The 20,572-nt window shown below is 68.3% G+C and carries 13 protein-coding genes; 8 read left to right on the top strand and 5 right to left on the bottom strand.

Translation table 11 applies throughout. From position 1 onward, the window contains the following. Nucleotides 1-25 precede the first annotated feature (25 nt). Nucleotides 26-1,072 (bottom strand): LacI family DNA-binding transcriptional regulator, encoded by a 1,047-nt coding sequence (locus DB354_RS12090; RefSeq protein WP_107835875.1) that lies wholly within the window; start codon nt 1,070-1,072, stop codon nt 26-28. Nucleotides 1,073-1,384: 312 nt separating this feature from the next. Between DB354_RS12090 and DB354_RS12085 the strand changes: the two genes are divergently transcribed. The 7 genes from DB354_RS12085 to DB354_RS12055 all read left to right on the top strand — a co-directional run bounded on the left by DB354_RS12085 (nt 1,385) and on the right by DB354_RS12055 (nt 12,468). Continuing rightward, on the top strand, nt 1,385-3,808 hold the full coding sequence (locus DB354_RS12085) for a family 78 glycoside hydrolase catalytic domain (RefSeq protein ID WP_107835874.1): 2,424 nt from the start codon (nt 1,385-1,387) through the stop codon (nt 3,806-3,808). Then, complete coding sequence (locus tag DB354_RS12080; RefSeq protein WP_107835873.1) at nt 3,805-4,662, top strand: PmoA family protein; 858 nt, start codon at nt 3,805-3,807, stop codon at nt 4,660-4,662. Before DB354_RS12085 ends, DB354_RS12080 begins: the two co-directional genes overlap by 4 nt. Next, complete coding sequence (locus tag DB354_RS12075) at nt 4,662-5,945, top strand: aminotransferase class V-fold PLP-dependent enzyme (protein WP_107835872.1); 1,284 nt, start codon at nt 4,662-4,664, stop codon at nt 5,943-5,945. Before DB354_RS12080 ends, DB354_RS12075 begins: the two co-directional genes overlap by 1 nt. A 106-nt stretch (nt 5,946-6,051) precedes the next feature. After that, entirely contained in the window at nt 6,052-7,050 is a 999-nt protein-coding gene (locus DB354_RS12070; RefSeq protein ID WP_158277501.1) for a YCF48-related protein, read from the top strand. A 19-nt stretch (nt 7,051-7,069) separates the two neighbouring features. Continuing rightward, nucleotides 7,070-8,884 carry a hypothetical protein gene (locus DB354_RS12065; RefSeq protein ID WP_146180214.1) on the top strand — a complete coding sequence of 605 codons (1,815 nt, stop codon included), beginning with the start codon at nt 7,070-7,072 and terminating at the stop codon, nt 8,882-8,884. Continuing rightward, complete coding sequence (locus tag DB354_RS12060) at nt 8,881-10,305, top strand: M28 family peptidase (RefSeq protein ID WP_107835869.1); 1,425 nt, start codon at nt 8,881-8,883, stop codon at nt 10,303-10,305. The genes DB354_RS12065 and DB354_RS12060 overlap by 4 nt, the downstream gene beginning before the upstream one ends. A 48-nt stretch (nt 10,306-10,353) precedes the next feature. Then, complete coding sequence (locus DB354_RS12055) at nt 10,354-12,468, top strand: transporter (RefSeq protein ID WP_107835868.1); 2,115 nt, start codon at nt 10,354-10,356, stop codon at nt 12,466-12,468. Nucleotides 12,469-12,733: 265 nt separating this feature from the next. Here the strand turns inward: DB354_RS12055 and DB354_RS12050 are convergent, their stop codons facing one another. Beyond that, on the bottom strand, nt 12,734-13,591 hold the full coding sequence (locus DB354_RS12050; protein WP_107835867.1) for a hypothetical protein: 858 nt from the start codon (nt 13,589-13,591) through the stop codon (nt 12,734-12,736). Between the two features lie 45 nt (nt 13,592-13,636). Beyond that, a complete protein-coding gene (locus tag DB354_RS12045; RefSeq protein ID WP_107835866.1) occupies nt 13,637-14,743 on the bottom strand; it encodes a Gfo/Idh/MocA family oxidoreductase in 1,107 nt (368 codons plus the stop codon). Nucleotides 14,744-14,934: 191 nt separating this feature from the next. Between DB354_RS12045 and DB354_RS12040 the strand changes: the two genes are divergently transcribed. Then, nucleotides 14,935-15,777, top strand: coding sequence for an AraC family transcriptional regulator (locus DB354_RS12040; protein ID WP_107835865.1), 843 nt, complete (start codon nt 14,935-14,937; stop codon nt 15,775-15,777). Nucleotides 15,778-16,008: 231 nt separating this feature from the next. Here the strand turns inward: DB354_RS12040 and DB354_RS12035 are convergent, their stop codons facing one another. Further along, complete coding sequence (locus DB354_RS12035) at nt 16,009-18,240, bottom strand: right-handed parallel beta-helix repeat-containing protein (protein WP_107835864.1); 2,232 nt, start codon at nt 18,238-18,240, stop codon at nt 16,009-16,011. A 64-nt stretch (nt 18,241-18,304) separates the two neighbouring features. Next, complete coding sequence (locus tag DB354_RS12030) at nt 18,305-20,563, bottom strand: right-handed parallel beta-helix repeat-containing protein (protein WP_146180213.1); 2,259 nt, start codon at nt 20,561-20,563, stop codon at nt 18,305-18,307. Nucleotides 20,564-20,572: the final 9 nt, after the last annotated feature.

Below are 20,572 nucleotides of genomic sequence, written 5' to 3'. Positions count from 1 at the left end.
GGCGTCGGCCGGCGTGAAAGAAAGCTCAGAATGGATGGGCGGGGGGGACGGTGCCGGGCAGGACAAGCCGTGGGGACACCTTGATGCCCACGCGGCCGGGGGCGCCCGGATTCTGGATCCGCCACAGCACCTGATCGATCACCCGGCGGACGAGGGTCGTGAGGTTGATGTCGATGGCGGCCGGGGAATGGTCGAGGTTGTGGTAGATGACCTCGTTGTAGTTGCCGAGGATGGCGTCGTAATCGCGGCCCGGCTGCTGGCCCGCCTCGCGGAGGGCGCGGAAGAACGAACCGCAAAAGTGATCGGCGGGCAGGTAGATGCCCGTGGCGCGCGGGGTGCGCTCGAGGAGGCGCCGGGCGAGCTGGTTGCTCTCGCTGTGCAGCGGCGCGATCTCGAGGTAGCTGACGCCCGGGTTGGACCGGCCCAGCACGGGATGGACGGTCAGGCCCAGCTCCGTGGCCCGGCGGGTGAAGGCCTGGTTGCGGGTGACGATGGCGCTGTACTCCGGATCGACGGCAACGACGGCGACGCTCTTGTGCCCGCGTTGATGAAGATATTCTGCCGCGAGTTCGCCGTTCTCCTCGTTGTTCGGCTCGACGTAGTCGCCGGGGTAGGACGCCGACCGCCGGGTCATGAACCAGACGTGCGGGGTCTCGCGCAGTTTCGCGAGGCACTCCGGCGCGGGCTCCATGCCCTGGATGATCAGGCCTTCGACGCGTTCCTGCCCGAGATTGCGCGGAAGTTCGTTCGCGGTGTTGGAGAACAGCAGGCGGACGTCGGTGCGATCGCTCTCCTCCTGTGATTGGATCTGCATCAACTGGTGTTCGAACCAGCTGAGGTTGGGATTTGTCGCGCGGCCGCCGACGAACCACACGCCGATGCGGCGCTGCTCAGGCTTGCGGGACTTGGGTCCCGGGCGGCGGTTCACCGGAGCGGGGACGTAGTTGTGCTCCTTCATCACCGCGCGAATCCGGGCGAGGCTTTCGGGGGCGACCCGATGCGGCTGGTTGATGGCGCGCGAGACCGTGGCGGGGGACACACGGGCTTTGCGGGCGAGTTCGGTGAGGAGCATTGGGGAAGGATCCGGATGAAAATTGCAGAGGTTCCGGATGAAAGTTGCAGGGCCACGGATGAAAACGGTTGGAATTTGTGTCAAGCCAATAGCCTGCCAACCGCGTTTGAACCTGAGATTATGACGTGCCTGTGGACGAGTGCTTCTCTCGTGTCGCGCTCTCAACGATGGCACTTTGGGCGATTGGCCGCTAAATCACGCGGCGCGCAAGCGGGCTGCGATGTAATTTGCATGACGCGCGATGAAAAATAGTGAAATCGGGGTTGAATTTTGCGTGCCGGCCGTTCTCATCCCGACGGCCCCCTCCCTCCTATGTTACCCCTTCCGTTCGTTCAGCGTGCCTCCTGGATTTGGTCCGCGGAGGGGACGCATGCCGTGGCCGGAGCGGCGGGGTCGCCTTCGCATTATCAGGTGCGGCTTTTCCGGCGGCGTTTCGAGGTGGCGGAGCGCCCGGCGCAGGCGCTGGTGCATGTGACCGCGGACAGCCGGTATCTGTTTTTCTGCAACGGCGAGCGGGTGGGGCGCGGGCCGGCCAAGGGCGACGTGCAGCATCACTTTTACGAGACGTACGACCTCGCGCCGCATCTGGTGGCCGGGGCGAACGTGCTGGCGGCGCTGGTGCTGGACATGTCGCGGGTGGCGCACCGGCCGACCGGCTTGGGCGCGCCGTGTTCGGTGATGACCGACGCGGGCGGGTTCCTGCTCGAGGGCGAAGTGCCGGGGGGCGAGCGCCTCGACACCGGGCTGCCGGGTTGGAAGGTGCGCGCGGATCGGGCGTATCGGTTTCACAACGACGGCACGCGCTTCGAAGGCTACCACGGCTATTTCGAGCACCGGACGGCGGCGGAATGGTCGCCAACCTGGATGCAGGTGCAGGAAGACGACCGCGCGTGGGCGGAGGCGACGGTGCTTTACCGGGCGGAGCGGCGGGAGGAACGGCGTGATCCGACGAGCCCCTACGGGCTGGTGCCGCGGATGATTCCGCCGCTGGAGGAAGGCGCGCCGCAGCGGTTCGCGGCGGTCTTTGCGCCCGGAGGCGCGGCAGCCCCGGCGGGCTGGGCGGAACTGCTGGGGGAGGGGGCAGCCCTGCGCGTGCCCCCGCAGAGCAAGCGGCAGGTCATCCTGGATGTCGGCGCCATGACGACCGCGTATCCACGACTCACGGTGGCCGGCGGCCGAGGGGCGGAGATTCGCCTGACGTATGCGGAGGCGCTGCGGCTGCCGTGGTCGACGCCCGGCGCGACGCTCTTCGGCCGGCAGCAGTCGCTGGCGAATCTCGCCTCGCATTTCGCCGATGAGTCGACCGGCTGGACGCATGACCGGCGCGGCCTGATCTCCGGCTGGTCGGACCGCTGGGAACCGACGGGGGTCGCGGAGACGTGGGAGCCGCTGCACTGGCGGGCGTTTCGCTTTGTGGGCGTCGAGATCACGACGGGCACCGAGCCGCTCGAGCTCCGGGAGCTGGGGCATCGATTCACCGCGTACCCGGTGACGGCCCAGGGGAGCTTCGCGTGTTCCGACCCCCGGCTGGAGGCGATCTGGCGCACGGGGCTGCACACGATGCGGCTGTGCGCGCACGAGACCTTCGAGGACTGTCCGCATTACGAGCAGATGCAGTATGCCGGGGACACGATGATCACCTCCAAGCTGGTGATGCTGACCGGCGGCGACTACGCGCTGACCCGGCAGGCGCTGCACCACTTCGACTGGTCACGGCTGCCGGAGGGGCTGACCCAGAGTCGTTATCCCTCGCGGCTCACGCAGGTGATTCCCTCGTGGTCGCTGCACTGGATCACCGCGGTCCGCGACTACGCCTATTGTGCGGGAGACCTGGATACGGTCCGCACGCTGCTCCCCGGGATGCAGGCGGTGCTGGACTGGTTCCGGCGCCACGGGGACGCGGATGGGCTGCCGGCGCGGCTGCCGTTCTGGAATATCACCGACTGGTGCGCGGACTGGCCGCGGGGCGTGGTGCCGGGGGCGGACACCGGCGCGACCTGCATCATCGGCGCGCAGTTCATCGTCGCCCTCGACGAAGTGGCCGACCTGTGCCGCTGGCTGGGCGAGCGCGGACTCCACCGCCGGCTGAAACGCGAGGCGGACCGACTGCGGCTCGCGTTGCACCGCCGCTTCTGGTCCGAGACCGAGGGACTCTACTTCGACCAGTCGGAGCACACGACGCTCAGCCAGTACGGCAACGCGTGGGCGGTGCTGTGCGGCGCCGCGGGGGAGCAGCAGCGCGCGCGGATGATGGAGCGGTTCCCGCAGGATCCGCGGCTGGCGCGGGGCTCGTTCTTCTGCTGGCACGCGGTGTTCCGGGCGCTGCGCCTGGCCGGCAAGTACGACCGCATGCCGGAGTTCCTCGGGCCGTGGCATGAGACCGTCGGGTACGGCCTGGATACGTTCGTCGAGGAGAACAGCTACTGGCGTTCGCTTTGCCACGCGTGGAGTGCGCACCCGGCGCTCGAGTTCATCACGGGCGTGCTGGGGGTGAGCCCGCTGGCGCCCGGCTTCGCCGAAATCGAAGTGGCGCCGCATGGCTGCGGGCTCAGCCACGCCGCCGGAACCGTGTGTACACCCCGTGGGCCGGTGCGCGTGCAGTGGCGGCGCGAGGCGGGAAGATTCGGCCTTCGCATCGAGGCGCCGAAGGACACGCGGGTGCGGGTGGTGCTGCCGAACGGGGCCCGGCGCCAGTTCCGGCGCGGGCACTTCGCCCAGGAGGTCGAACTGCCATGAGCGTCGAGCTGTACTTGATCACCGATGCCGACGAGGCGCTCGAGGTTCGCGAGGTCGATGGTCCGGCGCTGTTTCGTTACGTTTATGCTCCCGCCACGCCGGCGCGCGAGGCCCCGCGCCCCTATCTGCATCCCGTGTATGCGCGGTCGGGCGAGATTCTGACGAACTTCCGCCCGAACGACCACCCGTGGCATCACGGGCTCAGCCTCACCATCAACCAGGTTGATGGCTGGAACTTCTGGGGCGGGCCGACCTACCGCGCGGGCGAGGGTTATCGCTGGCAGGAGAACCACGGAGTGCAGCGTCACCTCGAATGGGTGGGCCTGGCGCCGCGGCGGCTCGAGCAGAGCGTGGCCTGGGAGACCGGGAAAGGAGAGCGGCTGTTGAACGAGCGCCGGGTGCTCACCGTCGAGGACGTGACCGACCACGCGTGGGCCCTCGGCTGGCAATCCGTGCTGCGGAACGTGACCGCGCGCGAACTCGTTTTGTCGAACTATCACTCCGGGCAGGGCCTGAAGGGCTCGCACTACACCGGGCTGCAGTTCCGCGGGCGCCGCGAACTGCTCGACGACCATGGCGACGCGGAAGTCGGCATCTGGGCGGATGGTGAGGTTAGCGGTGAAGCCGCGGTCCATGGCTTGTCCTCGGCCTGGATGGAGTGGCGGGGACAGATGGACACGACGCTGCGACGGGTGAAGGTGCGCTTTGAGAACGGGGGCGAGCCGGTGCACTGGTTTGTGCGCCGCAACAATCCCCTCGCGGCGCTGGCGTTCCAGTTTGACCGGGATCGCGGGTTGGCGCCGGGGGGCGAACTCCGGCTTCACCACCGACTGGTGTTCACCGATCTGCCGTGATGCTGAACCGCAAACAGTTTCTCCGCGGAGTGGGCGCCGGGGCGGCGGCGTGGGCGTTGGCCGGGCGCGTCGCGGCGGCGGAGCCGGGGACCGCCGTTGCGCGGGCATTGCCCGGGTATGACGACGCCGCGCCGGAGAACTTCTGGCGGGAAGTGCGCGCCGCCTACGGCATCGCGCCGGACCTGGCGTACCTGAATTGCGGCGGACTGGGGCCGATGCCGGCGCCGGTGCGGGCGAAGCTGGGCACGATGACCGAGGCACTGAACGAGCGGGTCGACGCGGCTCACGGCACTTTTGACGAAGCCCGGAAGGTGATGGCGGGGTTCCTTGGCGGGATGCCAGACGAGGTGTGTTTCACCCGCAACGCGACCGAGGGAAACTCGATCATCGCCGCGGGGCTGGCGCTCGCGCCGGGCGACGAGGTGATCTTCGAGACCCACGCGCATCCCGGCGGTTCGCTGCCGTGGCTGAATCAGGCGCGGCGACGGGGCGTGGTGGTACGCGTGTTTGAGCCGGATGCGGCATCGGCGGGGGAGAACGTGCGCCGCATGCTGCAACTCGTCACCCCGCGCACGAAGGCCGTGCAGGTGAGCCACGTGACGGCGCCGACCGGCGTCGTCATGCCGGTGGCCGAGATGGCGGCGGAGCTCCGGAAGCGCAACATCTGGTTCCATGTGGACGGTGCCCAGTCGCTGGGCGTGCTGCCGATCGACGTGCAGGCGCTCGGCTGTGACTCGTACGCGGCGAGCGGGCACAAATGGCTGGGCGGGCCACGGGAGACGGGGGTGCTCTGGATCCGCGCGGCGCGGCTTGACGACGTGGCGCCGACGGACGCGGGCGCGTACACGAGCTGCGATTTCGATTTCTGCGGACGGCTGGTTTACGCGGCGGGGGCGCGCCGGCACGAGTTTGGCACCCGCAACGCGGCGGCGATCGGCGCGCTCGCTGAGGCCGTGCGCTGGCAGCAGGCCATTGGCCGCGAGCGCATCGCGCGCCGGGCCGGGGAACTCGCGCGGCGGGTGCGCGAAGGGCTGGCCTCCATCAAGGGCGTGACGGTCCTGACGCCCTCGCGGCCGGAGCTGTGCGGCGCGATGACCACCTTCAAGCTCGCCGGCCATGCCGGTGAGGTGCTCCAGCGCGAACTGATGCGCCGTGACCGGCTGCGCTGCCGGACGGTGACGGAGGAGAAACTCGACGCGCTGCGCGTATCCACCCACGTCTTCAACACGCCGGACGAGTGCGACCGCGTGGTCGCGGCCGTTTCGGCACTCGCCCGAGCCTAACCCAATGTCGCGCCTGCATCCCCCTTTCACTGCCGCCGGCACCACGCCGTTCCGCACGGGGGAGAAGCTCCGGCGCGGCAGTGTCGGTCCCATTCCCAAAACAAGCATGAAACACCCCTGGATCCTGTTCCTCGGCCTCGTCGCGCTGACCGCCAACGCGGCGCCGCCGCCGCCGCATACGTTGTTTGTCTGCGTAAGCCAGTCGAAGCCGTTCATCATCGGGTCGCAGGTCGTGCTGCGGAACGGGCTCTACCAAGTCGAGGATCGGGCGAACCCCGTGCACATCGGGTTCAACCATCCGCGAATCGACGCGGTCGCGGTCGATCCGCGCGATCCGCGACGCATCTACATTGCCGGCAACAACGGGGTCATGCGTTCGACCGATGCCGGCCGTACTTGGAAAATCGTGACGAGCTGGGACATGACCGAAGGCAAGGACATCAACGTCGATCCCCACGCTCCGGACCACGTGTATGTGGCGCTGCCGGACGGCATCGCGGTCTCGCGCGATGCCGGGGAGACCTGGCATCGGGCGCAGGCAGGAATCAAACGTGCCTATACCCAGAGCATCATCGTGGATCGCACGCGGGCGGGCCGGGTGCTCGCGGGCACGGAACTCGGGATTTATCTCAGCGAGGATGGCGCGACCACGTGGACCAAGGTGTTCGCCTCCACGAAGACGGTGCACGACGTCCGCCAGTCTCCGCACGACCCGCGGGTGTTTCTGGCGGCGACGCAGGCCGAGGGCCTGCAGCGCTCGACGGATGGCGGGAAGACGTGGCAGGAGCTGACCGGTGTCGGCCGGGCGCATACCCTGCATAATGTCGGTTTCGATCCGGCGGACCCGCGCCGGTTGATCGTGGCCGGGTGGAATTGCGGCGTGCTGGTGTCGGAGGATGACGGCGCCACCTGGACCCCGCGGAACGACGGTCTGCCCAACGCCCAGGTTTGGCGGGTGGGCGTGGATCCGGATTTCCCGGGACGGCTGTATGCCTCGGTGAACCAGAGCCCGGTCTATGCCTCCGACGATTTCGGCCGCACGTGGAAGGTGCAGTGGTTCACCGCCGCCACCGTCTGGGATTTCGTCTTTGTGCCGCGCTCGTAACCCCCAACCCCCTTTGCCCGTGAAGCTCGTTACTTCGATTCTTCTGCTCGCCGCGTTTGCGGCCCACGCCTTCGGCGCGGATACGCCCAGTGATCGCTTCGTCGGCTACCGCGCCCGCGTGCGGGAGGTGCTCGACTGGCGCGCCGCCCAGGTGAAGCCCGACGATCCCAAGACGGCGGGGCTGCCGGGGATCGCCGCCAAGCTCGCGCGGCACGAGGACGCCGCCTGGTGTTCCGCGCAGGTGGTCGAGCTGATGAAGGCGCCCTCAGGCGACATGTTCTGGATGTTTCCGTGCGTCTCGATCGCGTACCTCGGGCGGGACCAGCTCACCCCGGAGGCGAAGGCGGCGATGCGTCGCGCGTGGCGCGAGTACATGCCGCTGCGCGGCGACACGGAGAACCACTGGGCGATGTACTACACCTCGCTTTACCTGATGGCCGAGCTGTGGCCGAACGAGCCGGGCGAGACCTGGTTCTCCGGCAAGTCCTCGGCCGAGAACCTGGCGGAAGCCAAGGCGTACCTGATCAGCTGGATGGACCTCGCGACCACGGTCGGGCAGGGGGAGTACGACTGCACGCACTACCTCGGCGAATACTGCATCCCGATGCTTTATCTGGCGACGTGGGCGAAGGATCCGGAGATGCGGCAGCGCGGACGGATGATGCTCGACTGGATTCTCGCGGATTACGCGATCGACACGCTGAACGGCGCGTACGTGGGCGCCCATGCGCGGACCGACGACCGCCAGGTGCTGGAGAAGTGGAACGGGCTGTCCTCGTTCTTCGGCTGGCTGTTCCTGGACAACTGCCCGGCGCCCGCGGGCTACGGTGGTTGGGGCATCTTCTTCGCCGCGGCGGCGAGTGCCTCCGACTACACGCTCCCTGAGGTCATCTATCGTCTCGGCACGGATCGCGCCGGACCGTACCTGAGCCGGGAGCACAAACGGACGCGGCACCGGTGGCGGAACAGCGACGTGCGCAACGCGCCGGTGTACAAACAAACGTATGTGACGCGCGACTACGCGGTGGGCTCGGATCAAGGCGGCATGCTGCAGCCGATCCAGCAGCATTCGTGGGACGTGACCTGGGCGGTGGCGGATCCCCGCGGCGTGCACAACACGATGTTCTCGATGCACCCGCACGTCTCGATCGACGAGATGCAGATGTACTTCACGGAGTTCCCCGACTGGATGCCGACCCTGGTGACGCTCCAGAACAAGCCGTCCTACGACAAGGAGGACAAACTCCTCGGCGGATCGGAGTTCGAGCAGGTCTGCCAGGACCACGACACGATCGTGGCGCTGTATGACATCCGCCCGGGCACCAAGTACGAGCAGGTGAACGGCTTCTTCTCGAAGGACCTCGTCCGCCTCGAGGAAGACGCGTCGGGCTGGATCTTCGCCCAGGGCGGAAACGCCTACCTCGCGTACCGGCCGCTCGCGCCGTACGAGTGGCGGCCGATCGCGGCGGGCGGCAAGCGGCTCGTGAGCCCGCACCGGCGCAACGGTACGATCCTGCAGGTCGCGGCTGCGCATGAGTTCGCCAGTTGGGACGCGTTCAAGGCGGCGATTCGCGCGCTGCCGCTGACGGTGGCGCTCGAGCCGAAACCCAAGGTGACCTTCAAGACGTTGCGCGGGCACACGATGGTGTGCGCCTATGGCGAGACGCCGCAGATTGACGGGAAGCCGGTGGACTTCGCCAAGTGGCCGCTCTTTGAGAGCCCGTATCTCCATGCGGACGTCGGCAGCCGCAAGCTGCGGATGACCCATGGTCGCCTCGAGCACGTGGTCGACTTCAACACGCTGACGGTGACCGACCGGGTGACGCAGCCATGACCGGACGGAGCCGAAATCAGGCGCTGGCGGCGATGTTCGTCGTGGCGGCCCTCGGGGCGAACCTGTTGCGGGCGGATCCCGTGGAGCAGGTGGACCGGGTGGGCCCCGCGGCGCAGGCGGCGCACGCGATGCTGACGCGGCTTTGTGATGATTTTGGTGGCCGGGTGACAGGCCGTCCCGCCAACCAGGCGGCGCTCGAGCGCCTCGTGCAGGAGTTGCGCGGGCTCGGGCTGCAGCCGGAAGTGTCGACGTTCTCGATGCCGGGCTGGGAGCGGGGGCGGGACGAGGTGGCGCTCCTGACGCCGGTCGCGCGTGAGCTGCGGGCGGTGGCCTTCGGCTACAGCCAGCCGGCGGGGCCGTTCGAGGCGGCGGTCGTGGCAATCGGGAATGGGCGGGCGAGCGAGTACCCGGTCGGTGACGTGGCGGGCAAAGTGGGGCTCCTCGATGGCGGACGCGGCGTGCCCCTGCGGGACATCGTGCGCGTGGCGCGCGAGCGCGGCCTGCGGGCGCTGCTTTTCGTCAACCGGGTGGACGGCGGCCGGCTGCTGGCGCGCACTGGAAGCTTTATTGGCGAGCCGCTGGCCGTGCCGGCGCTCAGCCTCACCCAGGAGGAGGGCAGCTGGATGCAGCGCCTGCTGGCGCGCGGCAAAGACGTCCGGGTGCGGGTGGAGATCCGCTCGCACTGTCGGCCGGTGGAGACCGCGAACGTGATCGTGCGGCTGCCGGGCAAGACGGCGGAGCGCGTGATCGTGGGCGCGCACTTCGACAGTTGGGACCAGGGGCAGGGCGCGATCGACAACGGCCTGGGCACGGCGCAGTTGTTCGCGCTGGCGCACGCGCTGCGCGGCGAGCGGCTGCGGCGGACGATCGAGCTGGTGTGGTTCAACGGCGAGGAGCTCGGGCTCTGGGGTTCCATTCACGCAGCCGGGCAGCTCGGCGAAGCGCCGGTGGTGGCGATGATGAATCTCGACATGGTCGGCGTGCCGCAGGCGGTGAATGCGCTGGGCAACGAGTCGCTCGTGGCCTGGCTCGAGCGCTGGAATGACGCGCGCGGGGCGGAGCGGCTCCCGGGCGGGGTGCAGAACCAGAACTGGTTCGGCAGCGACCACACGCCGTACCAGGTGGCGGGGATCCGCACGGTGACCTTTCACGGCCCGATCGATCCCGCGGCGGTGCGGTACTATCACGATTTCGCGGATACGATCGACAAGCTGCCCGAGAAGCTCGTGCACGACTCGTCCGCGGTGATCACGTCCCTCGTGCTGGCGCTGGCCAGCGACAGCGCGCTCCGGCCGGAACGCCGGGCGCCCGGGGAGGTGCGCGCGTTCCTGGCCGAGACGGGAATCGAGGAGCGCATGCGCGACGTGGGCTGGTGGCCGTTCCCCGCGCCGCCCGCCGGGAGCGACCGCCGCGAACCCTGAGCCTTTCCTCAACCCTATCCCGACCTCGCTTCACTCCTGCTTTCCGCCATGACCCTGCTCGGCCTGCACCTCATCGATGCGATCATCGTGATCGCCTACCTCATTGCCGTCCTCGCGATCGGCCAGATCGCCTCGCGGCGGGTGAAGAGCGAGAAGGACTATCTGCTGGGCGGCCGTTCGCTGGGAAAATGGTTCCAGTTCTTTCTCTCGTTCGGCACGATGGCCGATCCGAGCCAGGCCACGACGACCGCGAGCTCGGTGTACCGGCAGGGCGCGGGCGGGGCGTGGCTCGCCCTGATCACGCTGTTCCTGACGCCGTACTACTGGTTCAGCTGCGTGTGGTTCCGGCGCGTGCGGCTGACCACGATGGCCGACCTCTTCGCCGACCGGTTTGGGCGCAAGTTCCTGGCCTCGCTCTATGCCGTCACGACGGTGCTGATGATCGTCATCACCATCGCGGCCGGCAACGTGGTCGCCCTGAAGACGCTGCAGCCGCTGCTCGCGAAAGCGCCGGCGAACTACACGGCGGCTGAGCAGCAGATGGTGGCGGATTACAGCCAGTTCGTGGAGCTGCGGAAGGCGCGCCAGGCCGCGCCGCTCGCGGCGGAGCAGGCCCAGCGTTACGACGTGCTCAAGGGCTATTACGAGCGGGGCGAGTTGCAGCCTTACGTCACCTACCTTCATCCGGTGATCTTCTATATGATCTCCTCGGCGGTCGTGGCGGTGTTCGTGATGCTGGGCGGGCTGAAGGCCTCGGCGGTGGTGGATGCGGTGCAGGCGTCGCTGGTGATCATCATCTCGTTTGTGCTGATACCCTTTGGCCTCGCCCGAATAGGCGGCGTGGCGGGGCTGCACGCGAAGGTGCCCGCGGTGTTGTTCAACGTCTTTGGCGGCGACAGCGCGAGCGAGTACACCTGGTACTCCATCGGGGCGCTCCTGCTGATCCAGGTGGTGGGCATCGTGGGATCGCAGGCGAACATGACGATCGCCGGGGCGGCGAAGAATGAGATGGCGGCGCGCCTTGGCGCGGTGACCGGCGGATTCAGCAAGCGGTTCATCACGATCGCGTGGTGCTATTGCGGCTTGATCGCGCTGGCGCTGTTCGGGCCGAACCTCGCGGATCCCGACCAGACCTGGGGGCTGATGACTCGCACGTTGCTCCCAGTCGGCCTGATCGGGCTGATGATTATCGGCCTTCTCGGCGGCAAGCTGGCGCTGCTCGGCGCGCAGTCAGTGGTGCTGTCGGGCCTGGTGCTGAAGAACCTGTACGAGCCCCTGAATCCCGGCCGCTCGGAACGCCACTACATGGTCGTGGCGCGGCTGGCGGTGCCGATCGCGCTTGGCGCCGGCATTTACGTGGCGCTGTACCTGAACAGCGTGATCGCGCTCCTGAAGTTCACGATCGTGCTGCTCGTCGTGTGGGGCGCGCCGATCACGATGATCTTCTGCTGGCGCCGAGTGACGGAAATGGCGGTGCGCGTGCAGGTGATCGCCACCCTCATCTTCATCGCGGTGATCCCGTGGGTGGTGTCGGCCACGCCGAAGCTGGCGCAGTCGGAGACGCTCACGCAGATGACGCGGGAGCGAGTCGTGACCACGACGGTGTCGGCGACGGAGGCCGATGTGGCGGCGGGCCGCGCCCAAACGGTCGGGACCACGATCACCAAGACCCGCCGCATCGAGCCGATCTCGCTCTACTTCGAGGAAGGCGTGGTGCGGACGAATCCGCTGGATCCGAAATCACCCCGTACTGGCGTCGGACTCTTCCGGGTCGAGGTCTACCTGCTCTCGCTCTGTGGCGTGGACGTCGCGGGCTTCTCGGCGGCGCAGTTGATGACGACCCGCTTCGTCGTCGATGCGCTGTTCCCGCTGGCGATTCTCTTTGTGGTCAGCCTGCTGACGAAGCCGACCGAGCCGGAGCGCGTGGCGCGGTTCTATGCGCGCATGAAGACGCCGGTGGCGCCGACGCTCGAGCAGGACGCGATGGACGTGGAGATGAGCTATGCGAACCCGCAGCGGTTCGAGCACACGAAGCTGTTTCCCGGCACGAACTGGGAATTCACGAAGTGGAACCGGCAGGACGCGATCGGGTTCGTGGCGTGCTGGGGCCTGGTGATTCTGGTGATCGTCGTCTTCAAGTTCGTCCTGACGATCGGCGCGTAGCGCTGGCGGCAGGCGCGAAAAATCGCAGGCGACGGAACGTTGCAGGTTGGAAAGTTGCAGGTTGCAGGTTTTCCCCTGCAACCCTGCGGGGCTCAGGCTCCGCCGCACCGTTCAGGGCGTGGCATCGATCGCGTACGGGAGGTGCGGTCCAGAGGCCGGACGGACATCGCCCACAGCTGCTGGAACAACGAGCAGCGCGCGTCGGGATTCCAGTGGGGCGCAGCCCTTTTGATTGGCGGCCTGCCTGAAGAAGTCCGACGGGCGCCTAGACCTTGGCGCGGCCGAAGTCGTAGCGCAGCCCCCATGCGCGGCTTTCGCCGGGCGCGAGCCGCAGGGCGAGGTAGGGCTCGATCGAGAAGGTGTTGCTGTTCCCCCAGAGCACGACCTCAGACGGGGGGAAGTCCGCGATCAGGTCGACGTATTCGAGCCGCGGGTGCGCGAACCGGACCTGAAACGGCTGCGCGGGGTCAAACTGCAGCACGTCGAAATGGCCGTCCTTTTCGCCGGTGAAACGGCGGCGCTGGAGCAGACGGCCGTCCTGCACGGTGAAACCTGGATTCTCGGGGAGCGTGGCGCCGCGTGGGAGGACGGCGGACGCGAGGCCGTCCACGAGCGGGAAGAACGGATGCGCGAACCACTGCAACGCGATGGGAGACCGGCCCTCGTTCTTGAGGAGCGTGCGCGAGTGCAAGGTGCGGCCGGCCAGTTCGATCTCGCGCCGCAGGGAGTAGCTGAAGCCGGCGACCGCGTCGCGCGTGAAGAAGACGGCGCGATGAGGCGTGCATTCGATTTCCCACGCGCAGGAGGCGGTGAGGTGGGTGGTGCCGTCCGCATCGGCGCGCAGGGCGCCGATGCCAAAGGCGGCGCCCTCGCTGCCGGACCAGGTCAACGGCTGGCCGTCGCGCGTCCGATGGCGCAGTGCTTCCGGGAGTCCCTGGCCGTTGAACGGCGAGGGCTGCGGGTCCGGCCATTGCGGCCCGGCGAGCAGCGGCGTGCGGCCGTGCTCGTAGACCTGCCAGATATAGCCACCCCAGCCGAATCGCTGGCCGAGGGTCGCGGCATCCTCGATGCCGGTGGGATCGAGGAGGTCGACGCGGAGGTACGGGTTGGCGAGCGAGAGCAAGGGCGGGAGCGCGACAGCCGAGGAACGCTCAGCCGCGAAGGCGACTCATTTCTCCGCCTGGGGCCCAAGCCGGCGCGGGGAGCACGAGCCGTGCATCTTCTCGTAAAAGGGATCGCCCGGCTTGATCGACCCGCGCAGGACGATCTGGCCGGTGAACGCGGATTTGTAGATCGAGGCGAGCAGGTCGAGCGTCTTGTACGCCTCGGGGCCCGACGTCAGCGGCCGGCGGCCGGCGTCCATGTCCGCGACAAACGCATTGAGCTGGGCGCCGTGCGAACAGGGCACGTCGGGCGGGAAGGACTGCCAGGCCTGGACGAGGTCGTCATCGTGAACAGGCGGCACCGGCGTGAGTTTCCAGTGATCCCGGTTGTAGCCGTAGAGGTGGGTGAGCTCGACGGTGGCGCGCTGGTAGTCGAGCCGCACGTAGGTTTCCTGGCGCGGGCTGAGGGCGCTGTTGACGATCGAGCCGAGGGCGCCATTGGCGAAGGTGACGATCGCCATGGAGATGTCCTCGACCTCGATATCGCGGTCGAGCCGGGCGGCGACGGCGCGGACCTCGGTCCATTCGCCGAACAGGTGGAGGAAGTGATCCATGGCGTGGATGCCGAGGACCATGGTGGGCCCGCCAAGGGCGGTTTCCCACCGGCCGCGCCACGGCTCGGCGTAGTACGCGGGATCGCGGAACCAAAGGGTGTTGCAGATGCCGACGAGCGGGCGGCCGAAGTGGCCGGCGCTGGCGAGGCGGCGGACGTGGTCCGACGACGAACCGAAGCGCATCTGGAAGATGCACGCGGTGTGGCAGCCGGTGCGGGCCTCGGCGGCGCGGATCTGGTCGAGCTCGGCGAGCGAGCCGCACAGGGGCTTTTCGCAGAAGACCCAGGCGCCGGCCTCCATGGCGGCGATGCTGATCGGCGCGTGCTGGGCGGGCGGGGTGGCGACGAACACGATGTCCGGCTTCACCTCGGCGAGCATCTTCGCGTAGTCGGTGTACTGCCGTTCGATGCCGTGGCGGCGGACGAACTCGCCGACGCGGGCGGCGTTGATGTCCACCGCAGCGTCGAGCACGACGCGGCCCTGGGTGCTGTCGATCGCGCGCAGATGGGCGTCGCTGATCGAACCGGTGCCGATGATCGCGGCGTGATAGGTTTTCATCAAAGGGGAGGCGTTATGTCAGACGGCAAGCGTGGAGCGGGCAAGTCCGTGGTCAGCCGGCGGGCCGCCGGTGCCGGGCGCGGGCGGGACGTCGAAGCGGGGAGCTGGATACGGACACGGGGCAGAGGGTACACGGGCGGGCGCGCGGACGAAATGGTTGAACTGGGAGAAGAAATGTAGATTTTGGGACCATGTTGAAATTCCGGGCCCAGCCCTGGCTGGAGAGTCCCCTGCGCACGGCGACCGGGCAGATCGAACTGGCGGGCATGTTGCACAACGTGCACGGGATCGATCCGGCGGCGATGCGCGTGCTGCACTACTTTACCCTCGTGCTGCTCGTGAGCGGACGGGCGTATTACCAGGATCGCGGCGGGGTGAGGACGGAACTGGCGCCCGGGGACGTGATCCTGGTGTTCCCCGGGCTGGCGCACGCCTACGGTCCGCTGGACCAGGGGGAATGGACGCAAGTCTACTTTGTATTTGCTGGGGCCCAATTCGACCTGTGGCGCGAGCAGCAACTGCTGGACCCGGCGCGCCCGGTGCTGCGCGTGGGCATGCCGGACTATTGGAAGCAGCGGCTGTTTGAAGTCGTGAAGAGCGATGCCCACCACGCGGTCGGGGCGCCGTTGCGGGCGATGGGGCGCTTTCTGCAGGTGCTGACGGAACTCCGGGCGGCGGATCTCGAGAACGAGCGGCTGGGCGCGGGCGCGACGTGGCTGGAGAAGAGCCTGCGCCTGCTGGGCGATCGCAGCGAAGGCGGCTGGACGTCACCGCAGCAGGTGGCGCGGGAAGTCGGGCTAAGCTACGAGAACTTCCGGAAGCGGTTTGCGGCGCTGACGGGGGAGTCGCCCGGGCATTACCAGCGCCGCCGGCGGATCGACTGGGCCTGCGCGGCGATCTACCACGGCGAGCACTCGCTGAAGCGCATCGCGGACGAACTGGAGTTCTGCGATGTGTACCACTTCTCCAAGGCCTTCAAGCAGACCATGAGCGTGACGCCGTCGGAGTACCGCCGGCGGGTGCGGGGGCGGTGAGAAGGCAAATGCAGAATTGAGAATGTAGAATGCAGAAGAAGGAAGCCCCCACGGCTGATGTCCGGGGCGAGTATCTGGACATTATCGCCGGAGTATCCGGACATTATTCGGAGTATCTGGACATTATTCAGCAAGGCATTGCCGACGGGGTGGATATAATTGTTGCCCTCGTGCTCTCTGGATCCTCGCACCGGTGTCGGCGGGGCGGGCTTGAGCAGGGCGGTCTTCGCGTCAGCGACGGCGGCGAAACTCGTCGGGTTGCAGACCCATCTTCTCGATGGGGAGGCGCGCGATGCCGAGGCGCTCGAGGGCGGCGGGATTCGTCACCACGAAGGTGCGGGTGACGGGATCGAAGCGGGCGGGAGGTTCGGCGAAGAACGCATTGCCGGGCAGCTCCCGGGAGGCGGCGGGGTCGTCGCGGCGGATCGCGAGGTAGCCTTCGGTGGCGTCAATGTTGAGGAAGTATGGGTCGGGCTTGCCGTCGTCCTGCGCACGGCGCCGGAGCAGCACCGGGTCGGCGATGGCGTCGTCCCGCAGCTCGACGCAGCGCGCGAAATCGAAGGCGAAGAAGTCGTAGACATCGAGCCAGCGGCCGCCCCAGGAGAGGTTGTTGACGATGCGGTTGCCCTTCGGGTGCGCGGGCTGGTCGCCGAGCAGGGTGCGCAGCGCGGGATAACGGTCGGTGTAGGGCGGCCGGTCGCCGTGGACCGCGGCGAACTGCTCCGTCAGGTACGGATAGCGGCCGTCGAAGTAGTTGCTGGCCCAGCCGAGCCCGCGGGCGTCGAGGTGCACGGCCGGCTCGCACTCGATGAACACGTTGCCGGCAACGATATTGTCGCGGCCGCCGCCGATCTGGATGCCCCGACCGGCACGGTAGAACAGGTTTCCGGATACGGTGAATCCGCTGGAGAAGTCGTCCAGGTACACGGCGGTGGCGCCGTGGAGCCCGGGGCCTTTGAGGTCGTGCCAGTAGTTGTGGCGGATGACGTTTCCGCGCCAGGTGTAGTCGCGACCCGTGTGGATCGCGCCGGCGTCGCCGGTTTCGAGCGTGACGTGATGGACCTCGTTGAACTCGAGCACGTGGTCGTTGCCCTTGAGCGTGAGTCCCTCGAACGGAGTGTCGTGGATCAGGTTGTGGGCGATCTGCTGGCCCACGCCCTCGATGGCGATGCCGGCCGGACCGGCGCGGAGCCACCGGCTGATATGGTGGAGGTGGTTGTTGTGGATGCGGTGACCGGACGGCGTGAGCGTCGGACGGTCGCCGCCGGCCACGCGAATGGCGCCGAGCGCGAGATCGAAGGCGTCGCAACTGCGGACCTCGTGGCTGCGACCGCCGTCGATTTCGACCGCGAAGGCGCCCAGGTTGCGAAACTCGCAGCCGAGGAAGGCGCAGCTTTCGCCGCCGCTGATGCGGGCACCGCCGCCGCGGCTGGTGTGGCAGGCGAAACCGACGACCTGGACGTCGTGGGCACCGACGAGCGTGAAGAACGGCTCATTGAGCACCGAGACCTCGACGTCGCCCGTGGTCACCGGGCCGGGCGGGTAGAAGTACAGGTCACCGGAGGCGCGATCGAGGTACCATTCGCCGGGGCGGTCGAGCTCCTCGAGGACGTTAACGAAATAGAACCGCTGGTTCTGCGTGTAGCCGTAGTGATGATGCGGTGCGGCAAAGGTGATTTCGCGCTTCGCAGCGTCGATCGCGGCGATCCGCTGGAAGGAGTCGCTCCAGTCCCAGGTCCAGAAGCCGTGGGCGTAGAGGTTGGGATCGGCGGCCCAGGTCGCAGGGCGCGGATCCGAAAACGTGATCCGCCCATAGTGCCGGCCGGCGGGAATGCCCTTGAAGCGTCGCTCGCGGTCGAGGCCCTCGTTGAGCCGTTGCGGGCCGGTCTGCGGCACGTCGGCGATGAGGAGCCAGCCCGCGTTGGGATAGCGGGCCAGTTGCATGCGCTCGCCGCGGTAGAACAACTCGAGGCCGGGCGAGCCGCGCTGCTCCAGTTGGCCGTAGTCGCTCACGCCGTGGGCCGGCAGGCTGGCGTGAAGCACGTGGGCGACGACCTCGGGCCGCAGGCGCTGGCGGACAGCGGGCGCGGTGACCGGGTCAAAGCGGGTCAGGCCGACGGAGCCGGAGAGCACGGGATGTTCGCCGGGAAAAGCCCGCCAGACGACCGGATGATCGCCGGTGCCGGAGTCGGCGGCTTCGAGTCGCAGCGCTTGCCGGCGGGCGTACACGCCGCCGCGCACGTTGACTTCGACGCCGCCCGATGGGCCGGCCGCGCGCACGGCGGACTGGGCGCGTTCCAGACTGGCAAACGGACCGTCGGTCCGCGCGGCATTCGGCGCCGCGAGGCGGCCGCTCCAGGCGTCGGAGCCGTCCGTGGCGACGTAGAAGCGCGCGGGCTCGCCGGCGTGGAGAGCGCACGACGCGCCGATGAGGAACAGGATGAAAGCGGAGAATGAACGCATGACGAAAGGGGCCGGAGGAGCGGCCGGGCTGGAGGTGAAGCGGAAGAGCGCCGGAGCGAGCGGCTCAGCGGGCCGCGACGCGGGCGGGCACCTTGCGGCGCCATTCGTCGGTCTGCAGGCCGATGCGCGCGGCGGGAATGCCGGGGAAGCCGTCCTGGCGGAGGCGGGCCTCGTCGCGGGCGGAGAAAACGAGCGTGCGCTCGTCGAGCTTGGCCGGCGGCTTCTCCTGCAGGCGGTTGCCCGCGAGTTCCTGGGCGGCGGTGGGGTCGCCCTGGCGGATCATCACGTACCCCTCCTGGCGGTCGATGTTGAGAAAGTACGGGTCGGGCTTGCCGTCGTTCTGGGCGAGCCGACGCCAGAGCAGCGGATCGGCGATGACGTTGCCGCGCAGTTCGACGCAGGAGCGAAAGTCGAAGGCGAAGTAGTCATACACATCGAGCCAGCGCCCGCCCCAGGAGATGTTGCCGATGACGCGGGTGCCGCGGGGCTCGGCGGGCTGTTCGGCGAGCAGGCGGCCCAACTCCGGGTAGCGGACGGAGTAGGGCGGGCGGTCAGCGTGCATGGCGTGGAAGCGATCGAACAGGACGGTATCCTGGCCGTTGAAGTTCTTGGCGGCCCAGCCGAGGCCGCGGGCGTCGATGTGCACCGCGGGTTCGCAACCGATGAAGACGTTGCCGATGACGTGATTGTCCCGGCCGCCGCCGACCTGGATCGCGCGGCCCGCGCGGACGAAGACATTCCCCGTTACCAGAAAGCCGCTGCAGTTGTCGTCGAGATAGATGGCGGTGCCACCGTGCAGGCCGGGGCCCTTGAGGTCGTGGAGGTAGTTGGAGCGAATGACGTTGCCGCGGTACGTCCAGTCGCGGCCGGTGTAGATCGCTCCCGCGTCGCCCGTCTCCTGGGTCACGTGGTGGATCTCGTTGTACTCGATCACATGATCATTGCCGCGGACCTGGATGGCCTCGAACGGCGTGTCGTGAATGAGATTGTGGGCGACGTACTGGCCGACGCCCTCGATGTGGATGCCAGCCTGACCGGTCTTCAGCCACCGCATGAAGTGGTGGATGTGGTTGTTCACGATGCGGTGGCCGCCGGGCGCGAGCGTGGGGCGGTCGCCGGCGCTGACGCGAATGGCGCCGCGCGCCAGTTCGCTGAAGTCGCAACTGCGGATCTCGTGGCCAGTGCCGCCGTCGATTTCGACCGCGAGCGCACCGAGATTACGGAACGAACTGCCGACGACGCGGCACGCCTGGCCGCCGCGGATGACGACCCCGCCAGCCTGGCCGGCCTCGAAGCCCAACCCGCCGAGGCAAACATAGCTGGCGCCGTCGAGCTGGATGAACGGCTCGGCGAGCACTGAGGCCTCGAGTGCGCCGGCGTGGATGGGTTCTGGGGGATACACATAGGCCACGCCGTGGGCGCGATCCAGGTACCACTCGCCGGGGCGATCGAGTTCCTCGAGGACGTTGAGGAAATAGAACCGCTGGTTCTGGGTGTAGCCGTATTGGTGATGCGGCTCGGCGAAGATCAGCTCCTGGTTGGCGGCATCGATCGACTCCACCCGCTGGAAGGCATCGAACCAGTCCCAGGTCCAGAAGCCGTGCGCGTACCGATTGGCGTCCGGCGCCCACTGCGCGGGCCGCGGATCGGTGAGCTTCACGCGGCCGTAGTGGCGACCGGCGGGGATGCCGTCGAAACGCTTCTCGCGGTCGAGGCCCTCGTGAAAGCGACGCAGACCCGTCTGCGGCACGGGACCGGTGAGCAGCCAGCCTTCGTTGGGATAGCGGGCGAGCGGGAGCCGCTGCCCGTGGAAGAACAGCTCGAGGCCCGGCGAGCCGCGGGGGTCGAAGCCGGGGAACGAGGTGAGGCCGAGCGCGCGCAGGTCAATTCGCAGCACGCGGTCGCGCACTGCGGCCGGGAGTCGCTGCCGGATGGCCTCGTCCGTGACGCGATCGAAGACGGCGAGCGTGACAGCGCCGGAAAGGACCGGTCGTTCGCCGGCCGCGGCCTGCCAGAAGACGGGCGCGGACGGCAGGCCGGAGTCGGCGGCGTCCAGGCGCAGCGCGGTGGTGCGGCTGTACGTGCCGCCGCGGAGCGTGACGGTGATTCCGAGGGAGCGGTCGCTCGCCCGCACGGCCTCGCGGGCCCGTTCGAGCGTGGCGAACGGCCCGTCCTTGCGATCGGCGGCGGGGTCCGCCAAGCGCCCGCTCCACTGATCGGAACCGTTCGGCGCGACGTAGAAGCGAGGTCCCTCGGCGCCGCGGAGGGCGACGCCGAGGCCGAGCAGGAGAACGGTGCCGAGAAGTCGGGCGGGCGACGGCATGATCGGAGT

Origin of the sequence: Opitutus sp. ER46 (assembly GCF_003054705.1) — a bacterium.
Taxonomy (GTDB): Bacteria; Verrucomicrobiota; Verrucomicrobiia; order Opitutales; family Opitutaceae; genus ER46.
The sequence above is the reverse complement of the archived record's forward strand: the minus strand, read 5'-3'. Positions and strand labels throughout refer to the sequence as shown.